Raw genomic sequence first — 26848 nt, forward strand, 5'->3', positions numbered from 1 at the left:
TTCGAGTGGTAAAAGAAATTGCATATGAAACTACTTTATGGGACAACTGGAATAAGAATCAGAATGAAGATAATGCGAATGAATTACTAGAAGCGTATATGTATTTAGTTCATTACCACGTGCAACGAATCATTCCAACCTTACCAAAATCTGTAGATAGAGAAGACATTAAAAGTCTGGGCTTATATGGATTATACGATGCGCTATTGAAATTTGATTCTTCAAGAGACTTGAAATTTGATACGTATGCTTCTATTCGAATTAAGGGTGCTATTTTAGATGGATTACGAAAAGAAGATTGGCTTCCAAGATCAACACGTGAGAAGATTAAAAAAATAGACCGAGCACAAGAAGATTTAGAACAAAAATATCAGCGAGAAGTTAGTATTAAAGAAATTGCTGAGCATGCTCAACTGGAAGAGAACGAAGTTATGGAAGCACAAAAAGATAGTTTTTTTGCGAATCTACTTTCTATTGATGAGCAAAGTAATCAATTAAATGATGAAAATAATGATGGTATCGGTAATCTTATTAGAGATGACCAAGATATTACTCCAGAGAAGGAATTGTTAAAGAAAGAAAACTATGCATACCTTATTCAGGCAATTAAACAACTAAAAGAGAAAGAACAACTAGTATTAAGCCTGTTTTATGATAAAGAGCTCACGTTTACTGAAATAGGCAACATACTAGGCTTAACAACATCAAGAATCTCTCAAATTCATAAGCAATCCATTTCTAAAGTTCGGCAAATCATGGCGCAAGAAAATACGTTGAAAAGCGGGGCGGAGTGATGGGGGAGCAGAATTTTAAAATTATCATTGGGGAAAATGGTATGAAGGCGGAATTAGTTCTAATCGATCCGGAGAGTGCCTTTGAATTAGATCAAGAAGCAATTGAAGTAGAAATTGAAAAATTAAATATTGTACATGGTCTTAAAGAATGGCAGCAAGAAGACTGGCGTGAAGATCTAGCTAGTAATCATAAAGTATTAATTGCAGAGGGAACGCCGCCAGTTAATGGTGAGAACGGTAAGTTTATTAGGAAAATAAATGTGCCATCTATGGTTTCCGTTGACGAAAAATCAAGCTTTAGAGATGTAACAGTGATTCCCGTAGTTACAACGGGAGAATTACTTGGAGAAATCATACCGCCAACTAATGGAACGGATGGTAGGAATATACTTGGCAATACGCTAAAAGCAAAGCCTGGTAAAAGGGTAAATATTAAAGCGGGAAAAAATGTTGCCTATCATGAAGAAATAGGAACGTTCACTTCTACTTTAAATGGTCAGGTATCCTACTTAGATAATAGCATCCATGTTTTTCCGGTCTATGAAGTTAATGATGACTTGTCCTTATCCACAGGTAATATTAACTTTATCGGCTCTGTAGTTATAAAAGGAGATGTACCGAGTGGCTTTGAGGTAAAAGCAGATGGAGATATTACAATCTACGGTACAGTTGAGGCTTCTAAATTGGAATCAAACGGTAATATATTCGTTTCAGAGGGTATTGCTGGAATGGAAAAGGGTTATGTTACTGCAAAGGGAGATATTGAAACGGGTTATATTAACCAATCTTATGTAGAGGCAGGTCAGCGTATACGTGTTAAGAAAGCGATCATGCACTCTACCTGTATTGCTCAAAATGGAGTGATTTGTGAGAATGGTAGTATTATTGGTGGCTCTACATCTACAGGAAATATTGTAGACGTTAAGAATATCGGTAATGTCGCTAGTACGAAAACCGAAGTTGTATTCGGAGCACACAAAAAGAAACTGGAAAAGGCGAATGCCATACATAAACAATTAGAGAGCTGGAGAGAGAATAGACAAAAACTTGCCATTTTTGGGCAGCGCTTACAACAAAAGAAAAACACCCTAGGCTTGCAACCGAAAGAAGAGGCAATGTTAGTAAAACAAAAAGAGATGATTAATAAAATTTCCCAACAGCTTGCTGACTTAGAAGTTGAGTTGGAACACTATCAAAGTGATATCGGCAATTTAGCTGACACAAAACTCATTGTCCGTGGAAACGCATTTGAAAATGTAGAATTACATTTTGGAAAATATAAGCGCGTGTTAAGCCGTGAATATAACAGTGTTATTGCAGTACTCGATCAAAATGAAATAATAATTCGATCAATCCATGATGATCAGACATTATGATCTGGTCTCTTTTTGTATAATTACTATGGTTGTAATATAATAATAGTTAGGGAATAACTGAAATTTCAAGATGTATTTCAAGTTATATGTATATAGGAACTAAAAACTAAAATTAAGAAGGTATTATATGATTTATTTACTACTAACAATAAGTTTCTTGATTCATTTCCTATTATTTAGGATTATCATACAGCTAAAAAATAAAGTAGACGCATATGAGAATGGTACTGGCAACAATCAGGTAAATGTCGAAGAAAAACTTAGCTTGTTCTTGCAAGAAATGAAACAAGAAAACGAAGCATTTATTAAAAGAGTTGAAAAAATCAAAACTCGTGAAGACGTAAAAACTCCCCAGAAACAGGAGAAGAGTTCGGATAATCAGAAAGCTGAAATAGATTTAGATAAAGCAGAAACACAACCTTCCTCGTTACCTAATGTCAGAAGTCATGTAAAGCAGGAACAAACAAGCAGTAAACCGGCCTTTAAATCTTTGCTAGAAGAATCCATCTCTTCAGAAGAAGTAGCTTTCGAGTCATCCAAGGAAGCTAAGATTTTACACTTATATTCGCAAGGAGAAACAACGGACGAAATTGCTAAAAAGCTCGACATGGGTAAAACAGAGGTAGAATTAATTGTGAAAATTCAACAAAACCAGAGGAAATAGCTTGATTGTCGTTACTCTGTATGTTATATTGTTTTAGGTGTTAAATACACACGTTTGTGGAGGGATAAAGTGGTGCTTATAAAAGTCCTTTAGCCCAATGAATCAAATGGAGGAAATAAACCAAACAGGAGGAAATAAACATGGCTGTCATTTCAATGAAGCAACTATTAGAAGCGGGTGTACATTTTGGACATCAAACACGCCGCTGGAATCCAAAAATGAAAAAGTATATTTTCACAGAGAGAAATGGTATTTATATTATTGATCTTCAAAAAACTGTGAAAAAAGTAGAAGAAGCATATAGCTTCGTAAAAGAATTAGCTCAAAACGGTGGAACTGTATTGTTCGTAGGTACTAAAAAACAGGCACAAGAGTCTGTAAAAGACGAAGCAATCCGTTCTGGTATGTACTATATTAACCAACGTTGGTTAGGTGGTACATTAACTAACTTCGAAACAATCCGTAAACGTATTAATCGTTTAAAAGAAATCGAAAGAATGGAAGAAGACGGTACGTTCGAAGTATTACCTAAAAAAGAAGTTGTAGGCTTATTAAAAGAAAAAGATCGTCTTGTTAAATTTTTAGGCGGTATTAAAGATATGGAAAGACTTCCAGATGCATTATTTGTTATCGATCCTCGTAAAGAGCGAATCGCTGTAGCTGAAGCTCGTAAGCTTAATATCCCAATCGTGGGAATTGTTGATACAAACTGTGATCCTGATGAAATTGATTACGTAATTCCAGCTAACGATGATGCAATTCGTGCTGTTAAACTTTTAACAGGTAAAATGGCAGATGCTATTTTAGAAGTAAAGCAAGGCGAAGAGATGGAAGAAGTTCCTGCTGAAAAACCTGAAGAAAACCAAGACTCAGAAGAACAAGAAACTGCTACTGAAACAACTAATGAGTAAACAAAAGGTTGGAGGTGATAAGAGGGGAACCTTTTATCACCTCTTTTTAAGAAGCATAGTCTTAAGACAAGTTAAACTACTCCATTATTATATGTGAGAGTTATACGATCTATTACTAGGCTCATAGGTAGTTACCTTTCATAGAAGATCATAAGGAGGAATTTTTAAATGGCGGTTACAGCAAAAATGGTAAAAGAATTACGTGAAAAAACTGGTGCTGGAATGATGGATTGTAAGAAGGCACTTCAAGAAACAGATGGTAATATTGATAAAGCGATTGATTACTTAAGAGAAAAAGGTATTTCTAAAGCTGCTAAGAAAGCCGATAGAATCGCTGCTGAAGGATCTGCATTTGTAGAAGTTAACGGAAACGAAGCGGTTCTTATTGAAGTCAACTGTGAAACAGACTTCGTTACTAAAAATGATCAATTCCAAGAACTTTTAAAAGACTTGGCAGCACATCTTTTAGCAGAGAAACCAAGTACTGTAGAAGAAGCATTAAGCCAGAAATTCAAAGGCAATGATGAAACAGTGGAAGAGTTTATTAACAGTAAAATCGCTCAGATTGGTGAAAAACTTTCCCTACGTCGTTTCCAAATTTTCACGAAAACAGATAACGATGTGTTTGGTAATTACCTGCACATGGGTGGTAGAATAGGTGTTCTAGCTGTACTTGAAGGTACTACAGACGCGGATGTTGCTAAAGATATTGCTATGCACATCGCTGCAGTTAATCCAAAATACTTATCACGTGATGCTGTTTCCGAAGAAGAAGTGGCAAAAGAAAGAGAAGTATTAAAAACACAAGCATTAAATGAAGGTAAACCAGAGAATATTGTTGAAAAGATGGTGGAAGGTCGCTTAAACAAATTCTTTGAAGAAATTTGCTTACTAGATCAGAGCTTTGTTAAAGATCCAGATCAAAAAGTAAAACAAGTTGCTGCTAAACATAACGCTACTGTAAAAGGATTTGTACGTTATGAAGTAGGTGAAGGTATCGAAAAACGCGAAGATAATTTCGCTGAAGAAGTTATGAGCCAAGTGAAAAAGCAGTAACGGAATTATTTCTCCATAGAAACTTATCTGTTGATCGTTATGTAAATCTTCAGGTAGGGCTGTTATGCTAGCTACTCACGTAATAATCCCGTTCACTACTAAAGTGTGACGGGATTATTTAAAGTAAAGAGTATTCCAATGTAATACAGACTTCATACGATACAAGCTATAGAAAAATACTACTTACATATATGGAGGGTAATTATGTCTACTGCTAACTTTAAAAGAATAGTATTAAAATTAAGTGGCGAAGCATTAAGTGGCGAGGCAGGATACGGAATTGATCCAACAGTGATACAGTCTATCGCTAAACAAGTGAAAGATGTGGTAGAATTAGATGTAGAAGTTGCTGTTGTAGTAGGTGGCGGTAACATTTGGCGTGGAATCGTTGGCAGTGAGATGGGAATGGACCGAGCTAACGCAGATTATATGGGAATGCTAGCTACGGTTATGAATTCACTTGCTCTACAGGACAGCCTAGAAAATATGGGCATACCTACTCGAGTTCAAACGTCAATTGAAATGCGACAAGTTGCCGAGCCTTATATTCGAAGAAAAGCGATTCGCCATCTAGAAAAGAAACGAGTTGTCATCTTTGCCGCAGGAACGGGAAATCCTTACTTCTCAACGGATACAACCGCAGCTTTGCGTGCAGCAGAAATTGAAGCAGATGTAATATTAATGGCGAAAAATAACGTCGATGGTGTATATACTGCCGATCCAAAACTGGATAAAACAGCAACAAAATACGATCAATTATCTTACTTGGATATTTTAAATGAAGGTCTAGGTGTTATGGACTCTACAGCATCATCACTTTGTATGGATAATAATATACCATTACTAGTTTTCTCTATTTCAGAAGAAGGCAATATTCATAAAGCAGTAACAGGCGAAAATATTGGAACCTTAATTAGGGGGAATAAATAATGACAGTAGAAGTAATGAATGAATTGAAAGATAAAATGTCTCAAGCAGTAAAAGCTTATAGTAGAAATTTAGCTACCGTTCGAGCTGGACGTGCTAACCCTGCACTTTTAGATAGTGTACAAGTGGAATACTATGGTGCACTTACACCATTAAACCAATTAGCATCCGTTTCAGTACCAGAAGCACGCTTACTACTTATTTCACCATTTGATAAAACAGCATTAGGTGATATGGAAAAAGCGATTCAAAAGGCTGATCTTGGTCTAACTCCTTCGAATGATGGTAATGTTATCCGAATTAGTATTCCACCATTAACAGAAGAAAGACGTAAAGATTTGGTGAAAGTAGTTGGTAAATTCGCTGAGGAAGCGAAGATTCAAATTAGAAATGTCCGTCGTGACGCTAACGATCAATTGAAAAAAGCAGAGAAAAATGGTGATATCACAGAGGATGAACTCCGTGGCTATCAGGATGATGTACAAACACAAACGGATAAGTTTATTAATGATATCGATCAATTAACAAAAGAAAAAGAACAAGAAATTATGGAAGTTTAATCAAAAAAAAGGTAGAATAATGATTAAGCAAGCTAACCCTCTTTTTATGAGAGGGTTTTTAACTTTAACGTAATAAGTTCAATTTATTGGAGGACATAACATGTTTTTGATGAAGCTTCCATTCCGTAAAAAGAATAGTGATTTCCAAGAGAACGATAATGTTATACATAACATTCCCAAACATATAGGAATAATTATGGATGGTAACGGAAGATGGGCAAAGAAGAAAGGATTGCCACGAGTTGCTGGTCATAAGGAAGGTATGGATAATGTAAAGCGAATTGTGCGGGTTGCAAACAGTTATCGGGTTGAAATTTTAACCTTATATGCTTTTTCTACGGAAAATTGGAAGCGTCCATCGGCAGAAGTAGAGTATCTTATGCGTTTACCAACAGATTTCTTTCATAATTATCTACCGGAACTGATCGAAGAAAATGTACAAGTTAGAACTATTGGTAATATCGAAAAATTGCCAAAGCATACACAAAAATCGATACAAAGCGCGAAAGATGCAACGAAGAATAATAACGGTCTTATACTAAATATAGCAATTAACTATGGCGGCCGTAACGAGATTATAGAGGCTGTTAAAACAATTAGTGAAGATGTTCTTCAGCAAAAAATATCTGTTGAAGATATTAATGAATCTCTTTTTGGAGATTATTTATCGACATCTAGCTTAGTCGATCCTGATTTATTAATTCGAACGAGTGGTGAACTTCGTTTAAGTAACTATTTATTATGGCAGTCAGCATACTCGGAGCTATGGTTTACGGATACATTATGGCCCGACTTTAGTGCAGAAGAATTCAAAGAAGCACTTCTCGACTACCAACAACGAAAACGCCGTTTTGGCGGTATATAGGGTGTGAATATTTATGTTGATTAGGATAATAACTGCAATTATAGCTATCCTTTTCTTTTTTCCATTTGTGTTTATCGGAGGATTACCATTCCAAATCATTATGTACATTATTGGAACGCTAGGGTTAATTGAGATTCTACGTATGCGTAAGATTACTTCTTATTGGGTGCCAACAGGATTATCCCTCTTATTGCTATGGTCTCTGTTAATCCCGAAAGATATTTTATTAATGGAGCACCGTTTTGAATTGTTTATGTTATTCATCCTCCTATTATTGGCATATACTGTTTTATTGAAAAACAAATTTACATTTGAAGATTGTGGTTTTCTTATCCTTTCAGCAATATATGTCGGTTTAGGGTTTTATTATTTTATGGAAACGAGAGAGGCAGGCCTCGTTTATATTTTTTATGCAATTCTCGTGATACTATCCACAGATACAGGTGCGTATTTTTTCGGAAGAGCATTTGGAAAGAGAAAGCTTTGGCCCGAAATTAGTCCTAATAAGACAATAGAAGGTGCTGTTGGTGGCATTTTTCTTGCAGCTGTAATTGCAATTGTGTTCAATTACTTTTTCCCAGTACACTCTTCGATTATTGTAGTGTTATTTGTAACGATAGCCGCGTCTATTTTTGCCCAAATTGGGGATTTAGTAGAGTCTGCAATTAAAAGATACTATAATGTGAAAGATTCAGGGAAACTTCTGCCAGGACATGGTGGCATACTAGATCGATTCGATAGTTGGTTATTTGTTTTCCCAATGTTACATGTTATTCAATTTATTACATAAAATATATTAATGGGGCGTATTATCATGAAATCTGTTGCTTTATTAGGTGCTACTGGTTCTATCGGAAAACAAACAGTCGATGTAATCAGCCAGCATTCAGATAAATTTGAATTATACGCTATGTCTTTTGGTGAGAATGTTGAGGAAGCATTACGTATTATTAAACAATGTAAACCAAAGATTGTAGCAGTAAAAAACGATCGTGTATACCAATTATTAAAAGAACAATTAGATGAGCCTGTAAAAATTATTTCCGGTAAAGAGGCATTAAGTGAAATATCTGCAGATCCAACAGTTGATATAGTAGTGAATGCTGTTATGGGAAGTGTTGGATTACGTGCGACATTAACAGCAATTGAGTATAAAAAGCAGATAGCGTTTGCTAATAAGGAAACGTTGGTGACTGCTGGACATCTAGTAATGGAAGCTGCTAATCAAGCAGGCGTTCCTTTGTTACCCGTAGACAGCGAGCACTCGGCTATTTATCAAGCTCTAAATGGCGAGAAAAAAAACCAAGTACAAAAAATAATTTTAACTGCATCAGGTGGAAGCTTTCGGGACAAGTCTAGAGAAGAATTAGAAGGTGTAACAGTAGAAGACGCTCTAAATCATCCAAACTGGAGTATGGGCGCAAAAATAACTGTTGATTCTGCAACCATGATGAATAAAGGATTAGAGGTTATTGAAGCACACTGGCTTTTTGGTATCCCCTACGAAAATATTGAGGTAATACTACATAGAGAAAGTATTATTCATTCAATGGTAGAATATGTGGATCATAGTATTATTGCTCAACTCGGGACTCCTGACATGCGCATACCTATTCAATATGCTTTAACGTACCCAGATCGATATTCCTTAAATCGTTCCAAGGCTCTTCAATTAACCGAGATAGGTAAACTCCATTTCGAAAAAATGGACGAGCAACGATTTCCTTGCCTGACATACGCATATAGAGCAGGAAAAGAAGGCGGCTCATTACCTACTGTTTTAAATGCAGCTAATGAAGCAGCTGTCGCTCTGTTTTTAAAAGGTAAGATTTCTTTCTTAGATATAGAAAAAGTTATTGAGCGTGCGATGAATTTGCATCATAAGGTGGACAATCCAAACTTGGAAATGATTGAATTAATAGATAGTGAAGTAAGAAAAGAAATTTTCCAAGATTACTTATAAGTAAGGGGTGCTAGTGAATGGTTACAATTATAGCCTTTATATTAATGTTTGGTTTACTTGTCTTTGTACATGAATTTGGTCATTTCATTGTAGCAAAGAAGACAGGCATGCTTGTCCGTGAATTTGCTATCGGATTTGGCCCAAAAATATTTGCAACAAAGAAAAACGAAACATTATATACGGTTCGATTATTGCCGATGGGTGGTTATGTCCGAGTTGCTGGTGAAGACCCAGAAATTATCGAAATTCAACCGGGTCAACATATAGGATTGACTTTCCATCCAAATGGCAAAGTGAAAGAAATTATTGTGAATAACAAATCAAGACATCCTGATGCACTAGTTGTTGAAGTTGAGAAGATTGATTTAGACCATCAACTTATAATTGAGGGATATGAAATCAACGAAGAAACAAAATATGTCTTCGAAGTCGACGAAAAAGCAGACTTTATCATGGATGAGAACCGCACGCAAATAGCACCCTATCACCGTCAGTTTTCTTCTAAAACTAAAAGTCAACGAGCGCTTCAATTATTTGCTGGTCCAGCTATGAATTTTGTTTTAACGATTGTTCTATTCTTTATTTTAGGACTTGTTCAAGGGGTACCTGTTGAAGATGTTATAATAGGAAATGTTGTAGCTGACAGTCCTGCTGAAGAAGCAGGATTCCAACCAGGTGATAAAGTGTTATCTATCGAAGATACACCTATTAACGAATGGAACGAATTCCAACAAATTGTACAAAGCAAACCTGATGAACAAATCAGTATGACAGTTGAACGAAATGATGAAACACTACAATTAGATGTAGTTCCAGCTAGTATGGAATATGAAGATGGCACGGTAGGTCAAGTGGGTGTAACTTTAGCATTAGAAAAGTCTGTAGCTAAAAGTATTCCTCATAGTTTCGAACAAACGTATACATGGGCTACACTAATATTAACGAATCTAGGTAAACTTGTTACAGGTCAGTTTTCGATTGATATGTTATCAGGTCCTGTCGGAATATATGATGCTACGGATCAAATTGTGAAAACAGGCTTTTTAAACTTCTTGACATGGACAGCAGCATTAAGTGTGAATTTAGGAATTATCAATCTATTACCACTACCTGCCTTAGACGGTGGTAGATTATTATTTGTAGGTCTAGAGGCTCTTCGTGGTAAACCAATTGATCCACAAAAAGAAGGAGTCGTACATTTTATAGGTTTTGCTTTACTGATGCTTTTAATGCTAGTCGTTACGTGGAATGATATTCAGCGTTTATTTTTGTAATCGAGGTGAAAGTAATTGAGACATAGTCAAACAATGATTCCAACATTAAAAGAAATACCGTCTGATGCAGAGATTAAGAGTCATCAGTTGCTTCTTAGAGCAGGTTATATGAGACAGATAGCTTCCGGCGTATATAGTTACCTACCATTAGGTAATAAAGTGATAAAAAAGGTTGAAGCGATTGTAAGAGATGAAATGGAGAAAGCAGGATTTTTTGAGATGCTAATGCCAGCACTTCAACCATCTGAACTTTGGAAAGATACGGGAAGATGGTATACGTATGGTTCAGAACTTATGAGACTGAACGACAGACATGACCGTGAATTTGCGCTAGGAGCGACACATGAAGAGATTATTACTAGCATTGTCCGCGATGAAGTAAAGTCATATAAGAAATTGCCATTAAACGTTTATCAAATCCAGACTAAGTTTAGAGATGAGAAGAGACCACGGTTTGGTCTACTACGCGGTCGAGAATTTATTATGAAGGATGCCTATTCGTTCCACACATCTAAAGAGAGCCTTGACGAAGTATATGATAGAGTATTCCAAGCATATACAAATATCTTTAGTCGATTAGGTCTTAATTTCCGTGCTGTTATCGCAGACTCTGGAGCTATGGGAGGAAAAGATACGCACGAATTCATGGCTCTTTCCGATATAGGTGAAGATACGATTGCTTATTCTGATCGCTCCAATTTTGCTGCAAATATCGAAATGGCGCCCGTATCTGTAACATACGAAAAATCAGACGAAGAAATACAAGAAAGAGAAGAAGTTGATACTCCAGGGCAAAAAACAATGGAGGAAGTTGCAAACTTTCTTTCACTTCCTATTGAAAAAGGAATAAAGTCTTTATTATTTAAAATAGACGATGCTTATGTACTCGTATTATGTCGTGGAGACCATGAAATAAATGATATTAAATTAAAAAATATATACCAAGCTTCAGAGGTAGAGCTAGCTACGCCAGAAGAAGCAAAGGAACATTTAGGCGCAGACTTTGGATCATTAGGTCCGGTAGGTGTAGAGAATATCGAAATAATTGCAGATACAGCTGTGCAAGCAATGGTGAACAGCTATTGTGGCGCTAATGAAAATGACAAGCATTATATTAATGTGAATCCGGATCGAGATTTTAAAGTGTCACAATATGCAGATGTCCGTTTTATTCAAGAAGGTGACCCATCACCAGATGGACAAGGTACGATTAAATTTGCACAGGGTATTGAAGTAGGTCATGTGTTTAAATTAGGCAAGCTTTACGCAGAAAAATTAGGTGCATCCTATTTAGATGAGCAGGGAAAACAGCAAACAATGACAATGGGTTGTTATGGGATTGGGGTATCTCGTGTAGTTGCTGCTATTGTTGAGCAATTTCATGATGATAAAGGTATCCAATGGCCGAAATCTGTAACACCGTTCGATGTTCACTTAGTGGCGATAAATCCTAAGAAAGAGGACCAAGCCGAATTAGCGGAACAGTTATACAATCAACTCTCAGACCAAGGATATGAAGTATTGTATGATGATCGTACCGAAAGACCAGGTGTTAAATTTGCAGACAGTGAACTAATTGGATTACCAATACGCATAACTGTAGGTAAACGAGCTTCAGAAGGAATTGTAGAATGTAAGCTACGAGAAAACGGTGAACAACTTGAGTTGAACATCACTGATTTAACAGAGTACCTAGAACGATTTTTTGCCTAGGTGAAAAACGATGAAAACCGATTCCCTTGTCAGCCAATTAGACAAGGGAATTCCCTTTCTATCAAAATATTGAAGGAAGAGGAGAACGTATAATGTCTATTACAAAGAAAGAAAAACTCGAATTGCTTCTAAAGCAAATAGAATTACCTGAGTCTGTTCAAAAAATGTATTTTAATGATGCAATCTTAGATAAATTAGAAATATACCGTAACGAAGGAAAATGGGTATTTCATATAACCTTACATGAACGACTCCCTGCAGAAATTTATCAGCTGTTCGCTATGAAAATAACGAATGCTTTTTCAGCGATTGCTAAAGTTTCATGGCAAATGAATGTCCAAGACTATATTGAGAAGGACGATGAATGGCACGGTTATTGGGAAATTTTCGTATCAGAACTGAAAATGGAATCACCTAAATTTATGAGTCTCACGAAGGCAGCTTATTTAGATGACGATAATAATATTATGTTAACTGTAGGGAATGCGATAGAAGCGGAAACATTTTCTAAAGAGCTACAAGGTAAGTATCAAAGCTTTTGTCAGAAAGTAGGCTTACATCCGAAAAAAATTACAATTAACATTGAAGAACAACATGAAGAAATTCAAAAATTTGAGCAGATGAAAAAAGAAGAAGATCATCAAAAAGTTCAAGAAGCTTTTAAACAAATGGAAAAACTCCAAAAAGAGGGTGTTAATACACAAGAACCTCTTCAGATTGGCTATCCGATTAAAGAAGAACCGATAGAAATGCAAATGATCACAGAGGAAGAGCGTAGTATTGTATTTCAAGGTTATGTTTTTGATGCGGAAATTAGAGAGCTTCGTTCAGGAAGACAATTGTTAATATTCAAAATTACAGATTATACAGATTCCTTTCTTATTAAAATTTTCTCCAAAGGGGAACAAGACGAGGAGAAATTTAGTCAGCTGAAGAAAGGCATGTGGGTAAAAGTTAAAGGTACGATACAAACCGACAATTTCAGTAATGAATTAACGATGATGGCAAGAGATATTCAAGAAGTGCCATCTACTTTCCGTGAGGATATTGGTGCCGATGGAGAAAAGCGTGTAGAGCTTCATACCCATACGCTAATGAGCCAAATGGATTCTGTTGTTTCTGCTTCAAAATTAATCGAGCAAGCGGTAGCTTGGGGACATAAAGCAATAGCGATAACGGATCATGCCGTTGCTCAAGCCTTTCCAGAAGCGTATTCTGCTGCGAAGAAACATGGAATTAAAGTTATTTATGGTGTTGAAATTAACTTAGTAGATGATGGGGTACCTATTGCGTATAACGAAATCGATCGTAGTTTGAAAGATGCAACCTATGTGGTCTTTGATGTGGAAACTACAGGTTTATCTGCTATTTACGACACGATTATCGAACTAGCAGCTGTCAAAATTAAAGACGGTGAAATTATTGATAGGTTCGAATCATTCGCCAACCCACATCACCCATTATCAGAAACAACGATTAACTTAACAGGTATAACGGATGATATGGTAGAAAATGCCCCTGAAGTGGAAGAAGTTTTAAGAGATTTTCATGAGTGGATGGCAGATGATATTCTCGTAGCGCATAATGCTGAATTTGATATGGGCTTTATCAATACAGGATTTAAAAAAATCGGTTTATCTGAAGCTAAGAACCCCGTAATAGATACATTAGAGTTAGCAAGATTCTTACTTCCAGAATTAAAGAACCATCGATTGAACACATTATGTAAAAGACTTGATATCGAACTCACCCAGCACCACCGAGCTATTTATGATGCTGAAGCGACAGGCTATTTATTATGGAAATTGATGAATATGGCGTATGAACGTGGTATCAACAACCATGTAGAATTAAATGAACATGCTGGTGAAAAGAATGCCTATCAGAGATCTAGACCATATCATGCTACGTTACTAGCAGTAAACGATATAGGAATTAAGAATATTTATAAGCTTATCTCTATGTCGCACATCGATTATTTTTACCGAGTTCCCAGGGTGCCGAGATCTAAATTAAAGCAATATCGAGAAGGTATTCTTGTAGGTACAGCTTGTGATAAAGGTGAAGTTTTTGAAACGATGATGCAAAAATCTAAAGAGCAAGCGGAAGAAAAAGCACGTTTCTATGACTATATAGAAGTACAGCCACCTGAAAATTATGTTCATTTAATGGATAGAGAACTTGTTCAGAATGAGGCACAACTATATGAAATTATACGAAATCTAGTCGAGCTGGCTGATAAATTGGGCAAACCATGTGTAGCAACTGGCAATGTGCATCACCTAGAACGAACGGATATCATCTATCGAAAAATCTTGATTAATTCTCAAAATGCAAATCCGTTAAGTCGCCAAACATTACCTAATACGTTTTTCCATACAACAAACGATATGCTAGAGAAATTTCACTTTTTAGGTAAAGAAAAAGCGAGAGAAATTGTAATCGCAAATACGAACCAATTAGCAGATCAAATTGAAGAGGTAAAGCCTGTTAAGGAAGACCTCTATACACCTACTATTGATGGAGCTGAACAGGAGATTAGAGATTTAAGCTATCAATTTGCTCAATCAGTATACGGGGAAGAGTTACCTCAACTTGTGGAAGAACGTATGGAGAAAGAACTAAAAAGTATTATTGGTCATGGGTTTGCAGTTATTTATTTAATATCGCAAAAGTTAGTTAAGAAATCGTTAGATGACGGTTACCTAGTTGGATCACGTGGATCTGTTGGTTCTTCTCTAATTGCCACGTTTACGGAAATTACAGAGGTTAACCCACTACCACCTCATTATGTTTGTCCGAATTGTAAACATAGTGAGTTTTTCAATGATGGATCTGTAGGTAGTGGTTTTGATTTACCAGATAAAGATTGTCCGAAATGTCAGACCGCTTATAAAAAGGATGGTCAGGATATTCCTTTTGAAACATTCCTCGGATTTAAAGGGGACAAGGTGCCGGATATTGATCTTAACTTTTCTGGAGAGTATCAGCCACGCGCGCATAACTACACGAAGGTTCTATTTGGAGAAGATAAAGTATTCCGTGCAGGAACAATAGGTACAGTAGCAGAAAAGACAGCTTATGGTTATGTTAAAGGATATGCAGGAGACAATAATTTAACCTTAAAACAAGCTGAAGTGGACCGACTAGTCCAAGGTTGTACCGGTGCTAAAAGAACAACTGGTCAGCATCCTGGAGGTATTATCGTCGTACCTGAAGATAAGGAAATATATGATTTTACGCCAATTCAGTACCCTGCAGATGACAGAAATTCTGAATGGCTTACAACTCATTTTGATTTCCATTCAATTGATGAAAACTTATTAAAACTAGATATACTTGGACATGATGATCCGACCGTAATCCGAATGCTTCAAGACTTAAGCGGAATTGATCCACAAACAATTCCAACAGATGACGAGGAAGTAATGAAGATTTTCTCTAGTCCAGAAGTTCTTGGAGTAACCTCAGAACAAATCATGTGTAAAACAGGGACATTAGGGGTGCCGGAATTCGGAACTCGTTTCGTTCGTCAAATGTTAGAGGATACGAAACCAAAAACGTTCGCTGAACTTGTGATCATTTCTGGGCTTAGCCACGGAACGGATGTATGGTTGGGGAACGCTCAAGAACTAATTAATGACGGAATATGTAAGTTACCAGACGTAATTGGTTGTCGTGATGATATTATGGTTTACCTAATGCATCAGGGCTTAGAAGCTTCGCTTGCATTTAAAATTATGGAATCCGTCCGTAAAGGTAAAGGACTTCAACCAGAATGGGAAGAAGAAATGAAAAAGAACGGTGTACCAAATTGGTATATTGAATCATGTAAAAAAATTAAGTACATGTTCCCGAAAGCACACGCGGCTGCGTATGTTTTGATGGCAATTCGTATTGCTTACTTTAAAGTCCATCATCCCATATTTTTCTATGCGGCATACTTTTCTGTAAGAGCTGACGATTTTGAGTTAGATACAATGGTTAAAGGTTCAGATGCTATTCGAAATAGAATTAAAGAAATAAACGAAAAAGGTAACGATGCTTCACCAAAGGAAAAAAACTTACTAACCGTTTTAGAGCTTTCTTTAGAAATGAACGAACGTGGCTTTAAATTTCAAAAAGTAGATTTATATCGATCATCCGCTACTGATTTTATAGTGGACGGTGATTCGTTAATTCCACCTTTTAATGCTATCGATGGTTTAGGAACCAATGCTGCATTAAATATCGTAAAGGCTAGAGAAGAAGGTGAGTTTCTTTCCAAGCAAGATTTAAGAGAACGTAGTAGAATTTCCAAGACTGTCCTAGAATATTTAGATGGACATGGTAGTCTAGAGGGCATGGAAGAGGAGAATCAACTATCTCTTTTCTAAGTTAATTATGCACCGTAACAAGGGAAATAGTTGCATTTTTTTCCTAGTCATGCTATATTCTATTAAGAATGTTATGGATGCGGTTGAAAGAGTGGGGAATACCCACTCTTTCTTCTTGCTTTATTTAAATGCGAGCACAGTGTATCCCTTGCCTTTTTGGCAAGGGATTTATCATAGTAACTACTTTCGACAAATTATGAGTATCATTCCTATTTAATGGGAAAGATAACATAAAAGAATTGGAAAAAATGCCAGCAGGATTCATTATGTTTTCTACATGTACTTAAATCTAAGCTGGTCCTTAAACAGTAGACTATCTCGTGTTAACAAAAGTGATTATTCATATTGTTTGATTTGAAAGATAGGAGGTTCTTTATGTCAAAAATTACGAAACATACAGAAGAACTAGTTACACCCATCCTAACGAAAATGGATTTAGAACTTGTTGATATTGTTTTTGAGAAAGAGGGAGCAAACTCCTTTCTTCGTGTTTATATTGACAAGGCTGGTGGTGTAGACATTGAAGAATGTAGTAAAGTTTCTGAACAATTATCTGAAAAATTAGATGAAGCTGACCCAATTACTGAAGCATATTTCTTAGAAGTTTCTTCACCAGGAGTAGAGAGACCTTTGAAAAAGAAAGAAGATTTCCAGGCACATGTAGGTTCATATGTCTATATTAAATCATTTGAACCAATTAGTGGAGAGAAGGAATTTACTGGAACGATAAAAGAGTTTGAAAACGACACTATTTATTTAACCTACAAGGATAAGACAAAAGAAAAGGAAGTTGAAATACCTTTTGCTAAAGTCGCGAAAGCGCATCTAGCCGTAACGTTTGATTGAAGGGGGAAAAACTGTTGAGCAAAGAATTGTTTCAGGCGATGGATTATTTGGAAAAGGAAAAAGGTATTGATAAAGAAATACTTATAGAAGCTTTGGAAGCAGCGCTGATTTCGGCTTATAAAAAGAATTTTAAATCTGCTGCGAACGTTCGTGTTGACTTAAACGAAGAAAGTGGATCTATGCGAGTCTTCTCTCAAAAGAAAGTAGTAGAAGAAGTAGAAGATTCTCAACAACACATTTCCTTAGAAGATGCTAGGAAATTATCACAGTCTTACGAGATTGATGATGTTGTGGAAGAAGAAGTAACCCCAAGGGATTTTGGTAGAATTGCAGCTCAAGCAGCTAAGCAAGTAGTTACGCAACGTGTGCGCGAGGCGGAACGTAGTATTATATATAATGAATATGTAGATCGTGAAGAAGATATTATGAATGGTACGATTCAGCGAATGGATAATCGTTTCGTATACATTAACTTAGGTAAAATAGAGGCAAAGCTACCTCAGACTGAGATTATGCCAACAGAACAATATGAAGTTCACGATAGGCTAAAGGTCTACGTTACTAAAGTAGAGAATACAAGCAAAGGACCTAATGTCTTTGTCTCCAGAACTCATCCAGGATTATTAAAACGATTATTCGAAATGGAAGTTCCTGAAATTTATGATGGGACAGTTGAAGTGAAATCCGTCGCAAGGGAAGCTGGAGATCGTTCTAAAATATCTGTTTATGCGAGAGACGAAGAAGTAGATCCGGTAGGCTCATGTGTAGGGCAAAAAGGCCAAAGAGTTCAAGCAATTGTAGACGAATTAAAAGGCGAAAAAATTGATATTGTGGAATGGTCAGAAGATCCGGTTGTTTATGTATCCAATGCTTTAAGCCCATCTAAGGTCGTGAAAGTTCTAGTACACGAAGAGGATAAAGCGACAACGGTTATTGTTCCGGATTATCAACTTTCATTAGCGATTGGAAAACGTGGCCAAAATGCTAGACTTGCAGCGAAACTGACAGGATGGAAAATAGACATCAAAAGTGAAACAGAAGCAATGGAAGAAGGTCTACTATCGGATACGGATGAAAAAGAAGGACGATTAGAAATCGAAGAAAATTTGGACTATGATTCGTCTTACGAAGAAATGGATGAGGATCTATTTAAGTAGGGGGAGGTTGTGTCATATGCCAAAACAAAGAAAAGTGCCTTTAAGAAAATGTATTGTAACGGAAGAAATGTTTCCAAAAAAGCAATTAATTAGGGTTGTGAAAACAAAAGAAGGAGAAGTTTTTGCAGACCCGACAGGTAAGAAAAATGGCCGTGGTGCTTATTTATCCAAAGATTTGGAAGTCATAAATAAAGCACAACAAACGAATATTTTAGAAAGACACTTAGATATAAAAATAGAAGATCATGTATATGATGAGCTTCGAACTTTAGTTGGTGACCAATAATGACAGGAAGCTATCTAAATTTATTAGGCCTTGCTAATCGTGCGGGAAAGTGTGTATTTGGAGAGGAACAAATCATTAAAGATATTCAACATGGCCAATCCAAACTTGTCATACTTGCTAAGGATATTGGTCCACAAACAAAGAAAAAGTTAACGGATAAATGTAAATATTATCAGATTCCATATGTGTTTGCTGATGACCGTGATACGTTGTCACATGCTGTGGGAAAATCAAGTCGTGTTGCAATTTCGATTCAAGACAGCGGTTTTGCTAAGAAATTAAATGCACTACTTGGAGAAACTAATCGGGGGTGAACGTATGTCAAAAATACGAGTATATGAATACGCCAAAGAAGTTAACAAAACAAGTAAAGAAATCGTAACAAAATTACAAGAATTAAATATTCCAGTGAAAAATCACATGTCCGTTATATCTGCAGATACGATCAGTAAGTTGGATGGGGTTTACAAACCAGAAACAAAAAAAGAAAACAAGCCAACACCTGCAAAAAAACAAAATCAGAATACGAATCAGCAAAGAAATAATCAATCAAGTAATCACAGAAATAACCAACATAAGTCAAAACAAAAGAATCGAACGGATAATCATAAAAAATCTAAGCAACATAATAAAGAAGAGAAGAAAGCAATTGTTCCTTCTATTCCAGCAAAGATAACGTACTCTGGTACGTTAACTGTAGGTCAACTAGCCGAGAAGCTTAGATTAGAAACGACTGAAATTATTAAAAAATTAATGGCTCTTGGAGTTATGGCAACTAAAAATGAGACATTAGAAGACGATACGATTGAACTAATTTGTTCTGATTATAATGTGGAAGTGGAAATTGAAATAGAAGTAGATGAAGCGGATTTAAGCGCATATATTGAAGAAGATGATGAAGAAAAGCTTCAAGAGAGACCACCTGTAGTTACTATTATGGGACACGTTGACCATGGGAAAACAACATTGCTAGACTCTATTCGTCAATCCAAGGTAACCGATGTAGAGGCTGGTGGAATTACTCAGCATATTGGTGCCTATCAAGTAGAAACGAATGATAAGAAGATTACTTTCTTAGATACACCAGGTCACGCGGCGTTTACTAGTATGCGTTCAAGAGGTGCGCAAATCACTGATATTGCAATCCTTGTAGTAGCAGCAGATGATGGTGTGATGCCACAAACAGTAGAAGCTATTAACCATGCTAAAGCAGCTGAAGTTCCAATTATTGTTGCTGTAAACAAAATTGATAAAGAAGCAGCTAATCCAGACCGTGTTATGCAAGAATTAACTGAATATGAGCTTATTCCAGAAGACTGGGGTGGCGATACGATTTTTGTACCTTTATCAGCGTTAAAAGGTGAAGGAATTGACGATCTTTTAGAGATGATTCTCCTTGTCGCAGAAGTAGAGGAGTTAAAAGCAAATCCAAATCGACGTGCAAATGGTACGGTTATTGATGCTCAGTTAGACAAAGGACGCGGTTCTGTAACGTCCCTACTCGTACAAAATGGTACATTGAAAATCGGAGATCCGATTGTAGTAGGTAATACGTTCGGTCGTGTACGAGCTATGGTTAATGATACAGGACAACGTATTGACTCAGCTGGACCATGTACACCAGTGGAAATTACAGGGTTGAATGACGTTCCTTCAGCTGGAGATCAATTTGTCGTATTCTCCGATGAAAAGAAGGCGCGTCAAATTGGTGAAATGCGCGAGCAAAGAGAGATTGAGGTAAAGCGTGGAGATCAATCACGTGTAAGCCTTGATGACTTATTTGACCAAATTAAACAAGGTGAAATTAAGGATATTAATGTAATTATTAAAGCAGATGTACAAGGATCTGTTGAGGCACTAGCGGCTTCTCTTAAGAAAATAGATGTAGAAGGTGTCAAAATCAATATTATTCATACTGGTGTTGGAGCAATTAAAGAATCAGATATCATTCTTGCATCTGCCTCTAACGCAATTGTCATTGGGTATAATGTGAGACCTGACGCAAATGCCAAAAAGGTTGCAGAATCTGAAAAAGTAGATATCCGTTTACACCGAATCATTTATAAGGCAATCGAAGAAATGGAAGCAGCGATGAAAGGTATGCTGGATCCAGAGTATGAAGAAAAAGTTATTGGTCAAGTGGAAGTAAGGGAAATATTTAAAGTTTCTAAAATTGGTACAATTGCTGGTTCTTATGTAACAGATGGTAAAATTACACGAGATTCAGGAATTCGACTTATCCGTGATGGTGTTGTTATTTATGAAGGAGAACTTGATACGTTGAGACGTTTTAAGGATGATGTAAAAGAAGTAGCACAGAACTATGAATGTGGTATTACTATTAAAAACTACAACGATATTAAGGAAGGCGACATAATCGAAGCCTATATTATGGAGGAAATTAAAGCATAATGATTATTTATGCGGAGATTGAAATCTTTCTCTATGATTGTCACTCCCTAAAGGACAAAAGATCGGTTTTAGCCAGATTAAGAAATCAATTAAAGAAGGATTGGAACATTGCCTTTGCAGAGATTGATTATCAAGATTTGTGGCAACGGTCAAAAATTGGGATTGTAACCATATCTCAATCTTTAGAAATAAGTCGAAAAGTAATCGACCAAATTATTGAACGAATCGACACGTTTACAGAAGTAGAACGAACGCTTACACATATAGAGGAACGATGAGCAGCAATCGTTACCTAAATAAGAGGTGAAGACTGTTGAGTCAATTGAGAGCACATCGTGTAGCAGAACAAATGAAAAAAGAGCTTGGCGATATCATCACTCGTAAAATAAAAGATCCACGCGTTGGATTTGTTACGATTACGGATGTTGAAGTAACAGGCGATTTACAACAGGCAAAGATATATATTTCAGTGCTCGGAAATGAAGAAGAGCGTCAGGATACACTGATTGGTTTAGCGAAAGCAAAGGGATTTATTCGTTCGGAAATTGGCAAGCGAATTAGACTTCGCAAGACACCAGAGCTTTCTTTTGATATGGATGAATCAATAGAGCAAGGTAACCGGATCGAAACCCTTCTAAGACAGCTGAATGATAAAACAGATGGCGAATAGATTGGAAAACCCTTGTCTTCTTCGGAAACAAGGGTTTTCTAATAGTATAAGGAAATAGAAAATTCTGATGAAGAGTCTATTTCAAGCTCATGCGCTTGTCAGGGATGACCGAGGAGCCTGCGCTTTTCTTAATGTCTAGCTACGTAAAGAGAGGGATTAGTAATGGATGGTATTCTTCCAATCTGGAAACCAATTGGTATGACTTCACACGATTGTGTTTTTAAAGTTAGAAAACATTTACGAATGAAAAAAGTTGGGCATACTGGAACGCTTGACCCAGAAGTAGAAGGTGTTTTACCTCTCTGTTTAGGAAAAGGTACCAAGATTGTGCCATTTCTAACGGATACGGATAAAATGTATAAAGCAACCCTCTGTCTAGGAAAGGCAACTGATACAGAAGATCAAACAGGGGTAACAATTGAGACCAAAGAGGTAAAGCAACCATTGAATAAAGAAAAAATTAAAGAGGTAATCGCTGATTTTGAAGGTGAGGTAGAACAAGTTGTTCCTCTCTATTCAGCAGTAAAAGTAAACGGTAAAAAGTTATATGAATATGCGCGTCAAAATATAGAAGTAGAAAGACCAAAACGTACGATTCGTATACATACTATAAATTTTATCGAAACTAACTACGATGAAAATACTCAACAACAAACGATTACTTTCGAAGTGGAGTGCTCCAAAGGTACCTATATTCGTACATTATGTAAAGATATAGGAGCAGTTCTTGGATATCCTGCTCACATGAAAAAACTTATCCGAACGAAGAGTGGTTATTTTGAGCGAGAAGATACTATACCACTTGATACTTTGTTAACAATGGACATAGAAGACATACCAAAACATGTGCTTCCATTGGTTACAGGAGTATCCCACTTAGATGTTTTATCCGTTGATGAAGAAATGAAGCAGAGAGTATCGTTTGGACAGAAGTTAAGGATACCTGCTCGACGCTTAATTACACCAAAATTTCGAGTCGAACATCAGGGCGAACTGTTAGCCATCTATGAATATCATGAAAATCAAGAAGAGATTAAACCGGTAAGAGTTTTTACTTAAATGCGCACTAAGTAGAGTCTTTAGCTAATAAAAATGCGATCTACTAATGTATAATAAGTGATAAAATAAGTCTTCACACACTAATCGAGGAGGTGAGTGGATGAAAGTTGTATCTTTGCATCATCCTCACACATTAACAAAAGAAACACAACCAGAATCTGTAGCGGCGATTGGTTTTTTCGATGGGGTCCATTTAGGCCATCAAACGGTAATACGTAAAGCAGTAGACATCGCTAAAAAGCAAAATATATATTCTTCTGTTATGTTTTTTGACCCTCATCCATCGGTTGTATTGCAAAAGGATAAAACAGATGTCCAATATATTACACCATTGGATCACAAAATAGCTTTAATGGAACAACTAGGTGTTGATATTTTATACATTGTTCGATTTGATAAGGAGCTATCCAAGCTTCTACCTAATCAATTTCTGGATCAATTTATAGATCGGTTAAATATTGTACATATTGTTGCAGGATTTGACTTTACGTTTGGTCATAAGGGAGCAGGGAATATGAATAATATTTCTGATTACCTTCCAAAAAACATACGTTACGATGTAATTTCGAAGCAAGACCAAGAGAACGAGAAAATTAGCTCAACTCGTATTCGCGAATGCTTAGCACATGGAGATTTACAAGAAGTTGAGCGATTACTCGGAAGACCATATGAAACAGTAGGAGAAGTCGTTCATGGCGATAAACGTGGGCGAGAGATTGGCTATCCAACTGCGAATATTAACCAAAACAATGATTATATCATTCCAAAAATAGGGATCTATGCTGTTGAAGTTAAAGTGAATGAAGAGTTTTATAAAGGGATGGCTAGTATTGGTTATAACCCTACTTTCAAAGATGATAAAAACATTATAAGAATTGAAGTCAATCTTTTTGAATTTCAAGATGACATATACGGTAAGCCAATACATGTATATTGGAAGAAATATATGAGGGATGAAGTTAAATTCACAAGTGTAGATGCGCTAATTGAGCAATTAGAAGAAGACGAAAGACAAACTCGTGAATTTTTTAAAAATATAGGTAGTAAGTGATATTTTTATTCTCTTAATTATAATATACTTGCAATTTTAACGAATTACGTGTAATCTAATAAAGGAAAAACCGTCCGCTTGGCATTACGAGTCTCCGACGATTGCTAGGGGATAGGGGTTTTACAAATTTTTAGGAGGTGAAAAGGATGGCAATCACAAAAGAGCGTAAAAATGAACTAATTAATGAATTCAAAACTCATGAGAATGATACTGGATCTCCAGAAGTTCAAATCGCTGTCCTTACTGAGGAAATCAACAATTTGAATAATCATTTACGTGAACACAAAAAGGATCACCATTCACGTCGTGGACTTTTAAAAATGGTAGGTAGACGTCGTCATTTACTTAACTACCTTCGTGATAAAGATGTTACACGTTACCGTGACTTGATTGGAAAATTAGGTCTACGTAGATAATACTTTAGAAAAAGCGGGAATTATCCCGCTTTTTCTGTATGAAAATATAAATTAGTAAAACCATTTATAAATACATAGTTTTTAGTAAATACTGATAGGGAACATCATTCATAGAGATATCTTTGCCGATTCCTAATGTGTGTTTAAGTAAAGGAAAGGTCCCTTATTTAATTACTTATCTATTCGAGTGATAGAATTAGTTACATAAGCTGCATTTACATGCTAAAATAGATGCAGAAGAATCAACTGATATGGTTGTTTTCGAGAGGAGTACAAGTAAATATGGTAGATGAAAAGAAAATTTTTACAACGGAAATAAATGGACAGTCATTTCGTGTGGAGATAGGTGAATTGGCGAAACAGGCGAATGGCGCATGTATGATTTATTATGGTGATACGGCTGTTCTTTCTACAGCTACAGCATCTAAAGAGCCAAAAGATTTACCGTTCTTTCCATTAACGGTGAATTATGAAGAGCGTCTATATGCGGTTGGTAAAATCCCAGGTGGTTTTATTAAGCGTGAAGGAAGACCGAGTGAAAAAGCAATATTGGCTTCTCGTTTAATTGATCGTCCTATCCGCCCGCTTTTCCCAGATGGCTTTCGTAACGAAGTGCAAGTAATCAGTACTGTAATGAGTGTAGATCAAAATCTAAACTCTGAAATTGCTGCTATGATTGGTTCCTCAATTGCACTTTCCATTTCTGACATACCTTTCAGTGGCCCGATTGCAGGAGTAGTAGTTGGAAGAGTAGATGGAAAATTCATTATAAATCCATCACTAGAGCAACGAGAAAAAAGTGATATTGATTTAACTGTAGCAGGAACAAAAGATGCTATTAACATGGTTGAAGCTGGAGCAAAAGAAGTTTCTGAAGAAGTTATGCTAGAAGCAATTATGTATGGCCATGAAGAAATTAAGCGATTAGTTGCCTTCCAGGAAGAAATTGTTGCAGCACTTCAACCAGAAAAAATGGAAGTACAATTATTCGAATTAGAACCTTCTCTTGTTGAAGAAGTAGAAGCTAAAGCAAAAGAGGCTTTAGTAAAAGCTATTCAAGTACAAGAAAAACATGCTAGAGAAGAAGCAATTAACGAAGTGAAAAAAGATGTTATAGCTAGCTATGAGGAACAAGAGACAGAAGATACCGATATTAAACAAGTTGAAAATATATTAGACGTAATCGTTAAAGAGGAAGTTCGTCGTCTCATTACGAAAGAAAAAATTCGTCCAGATGGTCGTAAGCCTGATAAAGTTCGACCATTATCATCACGAGTTGGTGTTCTACCAAGAACACATGGTTCTGGCCTATTCACACGCGGTCAAACTCAAGCATTAAGCATTTGTACATTAGGCGCATTAGGAGATGTTCAAATTTTAGACGGATTGGATACAGAAGAATCCAAACGATTTATGCACCATTACAACTTCCCTTCTTTTAGTGTAGGTGAGACAGGCCCAATTAGAGGTCCTGGTCGTAGAGAAATCGGACATGGTGCATTAGGAGAGCGTGCTTTAGAAGTAGTTATACCAAACGAAAGTGATTTTCCATATACAATAAGACTTGTTTCAGAAGTGTTAGAATCAAATGGTTCTACTTCACAAGCAAGTATTTGTGCGAGTACATTAGCGATGATGGATGCAGGGGTACCTATTAAAGCACCTGTAGCTGGAATTGCAATGGGTCTTGTTAAATCAGGTGATGACTATACCATCTTAACAGATATCCAAGGAATGGAAGATTTCTTAGGTGATATGGACTTTAAAGTTGCTGGAACTGAAAATGGTGTAACGGCATTGCAAATGGATATTAAAATCGATGGTCTATCAAGGGAAATCTTAGAAGAAGCTTTAATGCAGGCTAGGACCGGAAGAATGCATATATTATCACATATGTTAGAAACGATTCAACAACCACGTGAGGAGCTTTCTCATTACGCGCCTAAGATTCTTACGATGTCTATTAATCCAGACAAAATCCGTGATGTTATTGGGCCAAGTGGTAAGCAAATTAATCAAATTATCGATGAAACTGGCGTAAAAATCGATATTGAGCAAGATGGTCATATCTTCATATCTTCACCTGAAATGGAAATGAACAAAAAAGCTCAAAAAATTATCGAAGATTTAGTCCGTGAAGTGGAAGCAGGTCAGATGTATTTAGGAACTGTTAAACGAATCGAAAAATTTGGCGCTTTTGTAGAATTGTTTAAAGGAAAAGAAGGACTTGTTCACATTTCTGAACTTGCAGAAGAACGAGTAGGTAAGGTTGAGGATGTTGTTAAAATTGGTGATCAAATAATGGTAAAAGTAAAAGAAATTGATCGACAAGGTAGAGTTAATCTTTCTCGAAAAGCTGTATTAGCAGAACAGAAGAAAAGTGAGTAAGTAATTCTTTCGATAAAAGAAGCTGGATAGCCAGTTTCTTTTTTAATTTTAAGAGAAAACGTATATACAGACTATATACACAGT

24 protein-coding genes are annotated in these 26848 nt (G+C 36.3%); all 24 read left to right on the top strand.

Translation table 11 applies throughout. The annotated features are described in order from the left end of the window. Positions 1-5: 5 nt before the first annotated feature. The 24 genes from GGQ92_RS01145 (at position 6) to pnp (ending at position 26764) form a co-directional block, all read left to right on the top strand. Positions 6-794 carry a FliA/WhiG family RNA polymerase sigma factor gene (locus GGQ92_RS01145; RefSeq protein WP_184243709.1) on the top strand — a complete coding sequence of 263 codons (789 nt, stop codon included), beginning with the start codon at positions 6-8 and terminating at the stop codon, positions 792-794. After that, positions 794-2170, top strand: coding sequence for a FapA family protein (locus tag GGQ92_RS01150; protein ID WP_184243711.1), 1377 nt, complete (start codon positions 794-796; stop codon positions 2168-2170). Before GGQ92_RS01145 ends, GGQ92_RS01150 begins: the two co-directional genes overlap by 1 nt. 127 nt (positions 2171-2297) lie before the next feature. Then, complete coding sequence (locus tag GGQ92_RS01155; RefSeq protein ID WP_184243713.1) at positions 2298-2834, top strand: DUF6115 domain-containing protein; 537 nt, start codon at positions 2298-2300, stop codon at positions 2832-2834. Between the two features lie 140 nt (positions 2835-2974). Then, positions 2975-3745: a 30S ribosomal protein S2 gene (gene rpsB / locus GGQ92_RS01160; RefSeq protein WP_184243715.1), complete on the top strand. Its 771-nt coding sequence runs from the start codon at positions 2975-2977 to the stop codon at positions 3743-3745. 168 nt (positions 3746-3913) lie between these two features. Then, complete coding sequence (gene tsf, locus GGQ92_RS01165; RefSeq protein WP_184243717.1) at positions 3914-4801, top strand: translation elongation factor Ts; 888 nt, start codon at positions 3914-3916, stop codon at positions 4799-4801. Between the two features lie 204 nt (positions 4802-5005). Then, entirely contained in the window at positions 5006-5731 is a 726-nt protein-coding gene (pyrH, locus tag GGQ92_RS01170) for a UMP kinase (protein WP_184243719.1), read from the top strand. Continuing rightward, positions 5731-6288, top strand: coding sequence for a ribosome recycling factor (gene frr / locus GGQ92_RS01175; RefSeq protein WP_184243721.1), 558 nt, complete (start codon positions 5731-5733; stop codon positions 6286-6288). The genes pyrH and frr overlap by 1 nt, the downstream gene beginning before the upstream one ends. A 100-nt stretch (positions 6289-6388) precedes the next feature. Then, on the top strand, positions 6389-7153 hold the full coding sequence (gene uppS / locus GGQ92_RS01180) for an undecaprenyl pyrophosphate synthase (protein WP_184243723.1): 765 nt from the start codon (positions 6389-6391) through the stop codon (positions 7151-7153). 13 nt (positions 7154-7166) lie between these two features. Then, positions 7167-7943: a phosphatidate cytidylyltransferase gene (locus tag GGQ92_RS01185; RefSeq protein WP_184243724.1), complete on the top strand. Its 777-nt coding sequence runs from the start codon at positions 7167-7169 to the stop codon at positions 7941-7943. Positions 7944-7967: 24 nt separating this feature from the next. After that, positions 7968-9116 (top strand): 1-deoxy-D-xylulose-5-phosphate reductoisomerase, encoded by a 1149-nt coding sequence (gene dxr, locus GGQ92_RS01190; RefSeq protein WP_184243727.1) that lies wholly within the window; start codon positions 7968-7970, stop codon positions 9114-9116. A 17-nt stretch (positions 9117-9133) separates the two neighbouring features. Beyond that, positions 9134-10390 (top strand): RIP metalloprotease RseP, encoded by a 1257-nt coding sequence (gene rseP / locus GGQ92_RS01195; protein WP_184243729.1) that lies wholly within the window; start codon positions 9134-9136, stop codon positions 10388-10390. 15 nt (positions 10391-10405) lie between these two features. Further along, entirely contained in the window at positions 10406-12103 is a 1698-nt protein-coding gene (locus tag GGQ92_RS01200) for a proline--tRNA ligase (RefSeq protein ID WP_184243731.1), read from the top strand. 92 nt (positions 12104-12195) lie between these two features. Next, the gene (locus GGQ92_RS01205; RefSeq protein ID WP_184243733.1) at positions 12196-16479 is read left to right on the top strand and encodes a PolC-type DNA polymerase III; all 4284 of its coding nucleotides are present in this window, start codon (positions 12196-12198) and stop codon (positions 16477-16479) included. Positions 16480-16854: 375 nt separating this feature from the next. Then, positions 16855-17325 (top strand): ribosome maturation factor RimP, encoded by a 471-nt coding sequence (gene rimP, locus GGQ92_RS01210; protein ID WP_184243735.1) that lies wholly within the window; start codon positions 16855-16857, stop codon positions 17323-17325. Between the two features lie 14 nt (positions 17326-17339). Then, on the top strand, positions 17340-18482 hold the full coding sequence (gene nusA / locus GGQ92_RS01215; protein WP_184243737.1) for a transcription termination factor NusA: 1143 nt from the start codon (positions 17340-17342) through the stop codon (positions 18480-18482). Positions 18483-18498: 16 nt separating this feature from the next. Beyond that, positions 18499-18768 carry an RNase P modulator RnpM gene (rnpM, locus tag GGQ92_RS01220; RefSeq protein WP_184243739.1) on the top strand — a complete coding sequence of 90 codons (270 nt, stop codon included), beginning with the start codon at positions 18499-18501 and terminating at the stop codon, positions 18766-18768. Then, positions 18768-19082, top strand: a complete 315-nt coding sequence (locus GGQ92_RS01225; protein WP_184243742.1) for a YlxQ family RNA-binding protein — start codon at positions 18768-18770, stop codon at positions 19080-19082. Before rnpM ends, GGQ92_RS01225 begins: the two co-directional genes overlap by 1 nt. 4 nt (positions 19083-19086) lie before the next feature. Next, positions 19087-21180: a translation initiation factor IF-2 gene (gene infB / locus GGQ92_RS01230; protein WP_184243744.1), complete on the top strand. Its 2094-nt coding sequence runs from the start codon at positions 19087-19089 to the stop codon at positions 21178-21180. After that, entirely contained in the window at positions 21180-21458 is a 279-nt protein-coding gene (locus GGQ92_RS01235) for a DUF503 domain-containing protein (RefSeq protein ID WP_184243746.1), read from the top strand. Before infB ends, GGQ92_RS01235 begins: the two co-directional genes overlap by 1 nt. Before the next feature lie 35 nt (positions 21459-21493). After that, complete coding sequence (gene rbfA, locus GGQ92_RS01240; protein WP_184243748.1) at positions 21494-21850, top strand: 30S ribosome-binding factor RbfA; 357 nt, start codon at positions 21494-21496, stop codon at positions 21848-21850. Positions 21851-22012: 162 nt separating this feature from the next. Continuing rightward, positions 22013-22909 carry a tRNA pseudouridine(55) synthase TruB gene (truB, locus tag GGQ92_RS01245; RefSeq protein ID WP_184243751.1) on the top strand — a complete coding sequence of 299 codons (897 nt, stop codon included), beginning with the start codon at positions 22013-22015 and terminating at the stop codon, positions 22907-22909. A gap of 100 nt (positions 22910-23009) precedes the next feature. Then, on the top strand, positions 23010-23960 hold the full coding sequence (locus GGQ92_RS01250; protein ID WP_184243753.1) for a bifunctional riboflavin kinase/FAD synthetase: 951 nt from the start codon (positions 23010-23012) through the stop codon (positions 23958-23960). A 146-nt stretch (positions 23961-24106) separates the two neighbouring features. Next, positions 24107-24376 carry a 30S ribosomal protein S15 gene (gene rpsO / locus GGQ92_RS01255; RefSeq protein ID WP_184243755.1) on the top strand — a complete coding sequence of 90 codons (270 nt, stop codon included), beginning with the start codon at positions 24107-24109 and terminating at the stop codon, positions 24374-24376. A gap of 282 nt (positions 24377-24658) precedes the next feature. Continuing rightward, the gene (pnp, locus tag GGQ92_RS01260) at positions 24659-26764 is read left to right on the top strand and encodes a polyribonucleotide nucleotidyltransferase (RefSeq protein WP_184243757.1); all 2106 of its coding nucleotides are present in this window, start codon (positions 24659-24661) and stop codon (positions 26762-26764) included. Positions 26765-26848 lie beyond the last annotated feature (84 nt).

It is taken from the genome of Gracilibacillus halotolerans (assembly GCF_014206945.1).
In the GTDB taxonomy this organism is placed as follows: Bacteria; Bacillota; Bacilli; order Bacillales; family Amphibacillaceae; genus Gracilibacillus; species Gracilibacillus halotolerans.

Bases quoted from the DNA above. Each gene is read 5' to 3' on its own strand.
- GGQ92_RS01150 (WP_184243711.1), top strand. From the start codon at position 794: ATGGGGGAGCAGAATTTTAAAATTATCATTGGGGAAAATGGTATGAAG.
- GGQ92_RS01155 (WP_184243713.1), top strand. From the start codon at position 2,298: ATGATTTATTTACTACTAACAATAAGTTTCTTGATTCATTTCCTATTA.
- rpsB (WP_184243715.1), top strand. From the start codon at position 2,975: ATGGCTGTCATTTCAATGAAGCAACTATTAGAAGCGGGTGTACATTTT.
- tsf (WP_184243717.1), top strand. From the start codon at position 3,914: ATGGCGGTTACAGCAAAAATGGTAAAAGAATTACGTGAAAAAACTGGT.
- pyrH (WP_184243719.1), top strand. From the start codon at position 5,006: ATGTCTACTGCTAACTTTAAAAGAATAGTATTAAAATTAAGTGGCGAA.
- frr (WP_184243721.1), top strand. From the start codon at position 5,731: ATGACAGTAGAAGTAATGAATGAATTGAAAGATAAAATGTCTCAAGCA.
- uppS (WP_184243723.1), top strand. From the start codon at position 6,389: ATGTTTTTGATGAAGCTTCCATTCCGTAAAAAGAATAGTGATTTCCAA.
- GGQ92_RS01185 (WP_184243724.1), top strand. From the start codon at position 7,167: ATGTTGATTAGGATAATAACTGCAATTATAGCTATCCTTTTCTTTTTT.
- dxr (WP_184243727.1), top strand. From the start codon at position 7,968: ATGAAATCTGTTGCTTTATTAGGTGCTACTGGTTCTATCGGAAAACAA.
- rseP (WP_184243729.1), top strand. From the start codon at position 9,134: ATGGTTACAATTATAGCCTTTATATTAATGTTTGGTTTACTTGTCTTT.
- GGQ92_RS01205 (WP_184243733.1), top strand. From the start codon at position 12,196: ATGTCTATTACAAAGAAAGAAAAACTCGAATTGCTTCTAAAGCAAATA.
- rimP (WP_184243735.1), top strand. From the start codon at position 16,855: ATGTCAAAAATTACGAAACATACAGAAGAACTAGTTACACCCATCCTA.
- rnpM (WP_184243739.1), top strand. From the start codon at position 18,499: ATGCCAAAACAAAGAAAAGTGCCTTTAAGAAAATGTATTGTAACGGAA.
- GGQ92_RS01225 (WP_184243742.1), top strand. From the start codon at position 18,768: ATGACAGGAAGCTATCTAAATTTATTAGGCCTTGCTAATCGTGCGGGA.
- infB (WP_184243744.1), top strand. From the start codon at position 19,087: ATGTCAAAAATACGAGTATATGAATACGCCAAAGAAGTTAACAAAACA.
- GGQ92_RS01235 (WP_184243746.1), top strand. From the start codon at position 21,180: ATGATTATTTATGCGGAGATTGAAATCTTTCTCTATGATTGTCACTCC.
- truB (WP_184243751.1), top strand. From the start codon at position 22,013: ATGGATGGTATTCTTCCAATCTGGAAACCAATTGGTATGACTTCACAC.
- GGQ92_RS01250 (WP_184243753.1), top strand. From the start codon at position 23,010: ATGAAAGTTGTATCTTTGCATCATCCTCACACATTAACAAAAGAAACA.
- rpsO (WP_184243755.1), top strand. From the start codon at position 24,107: ATGGCAATCACAAAAGAGCGTAAAAATGAACTAATTAATGAATTCAAA.
- pnp (WP_184243757.1), top strand. From the start codon at position 24,659: ATGGTAGATGAAAAGAAAATTTTTACAACGGAAATAAATGGACAGTCA.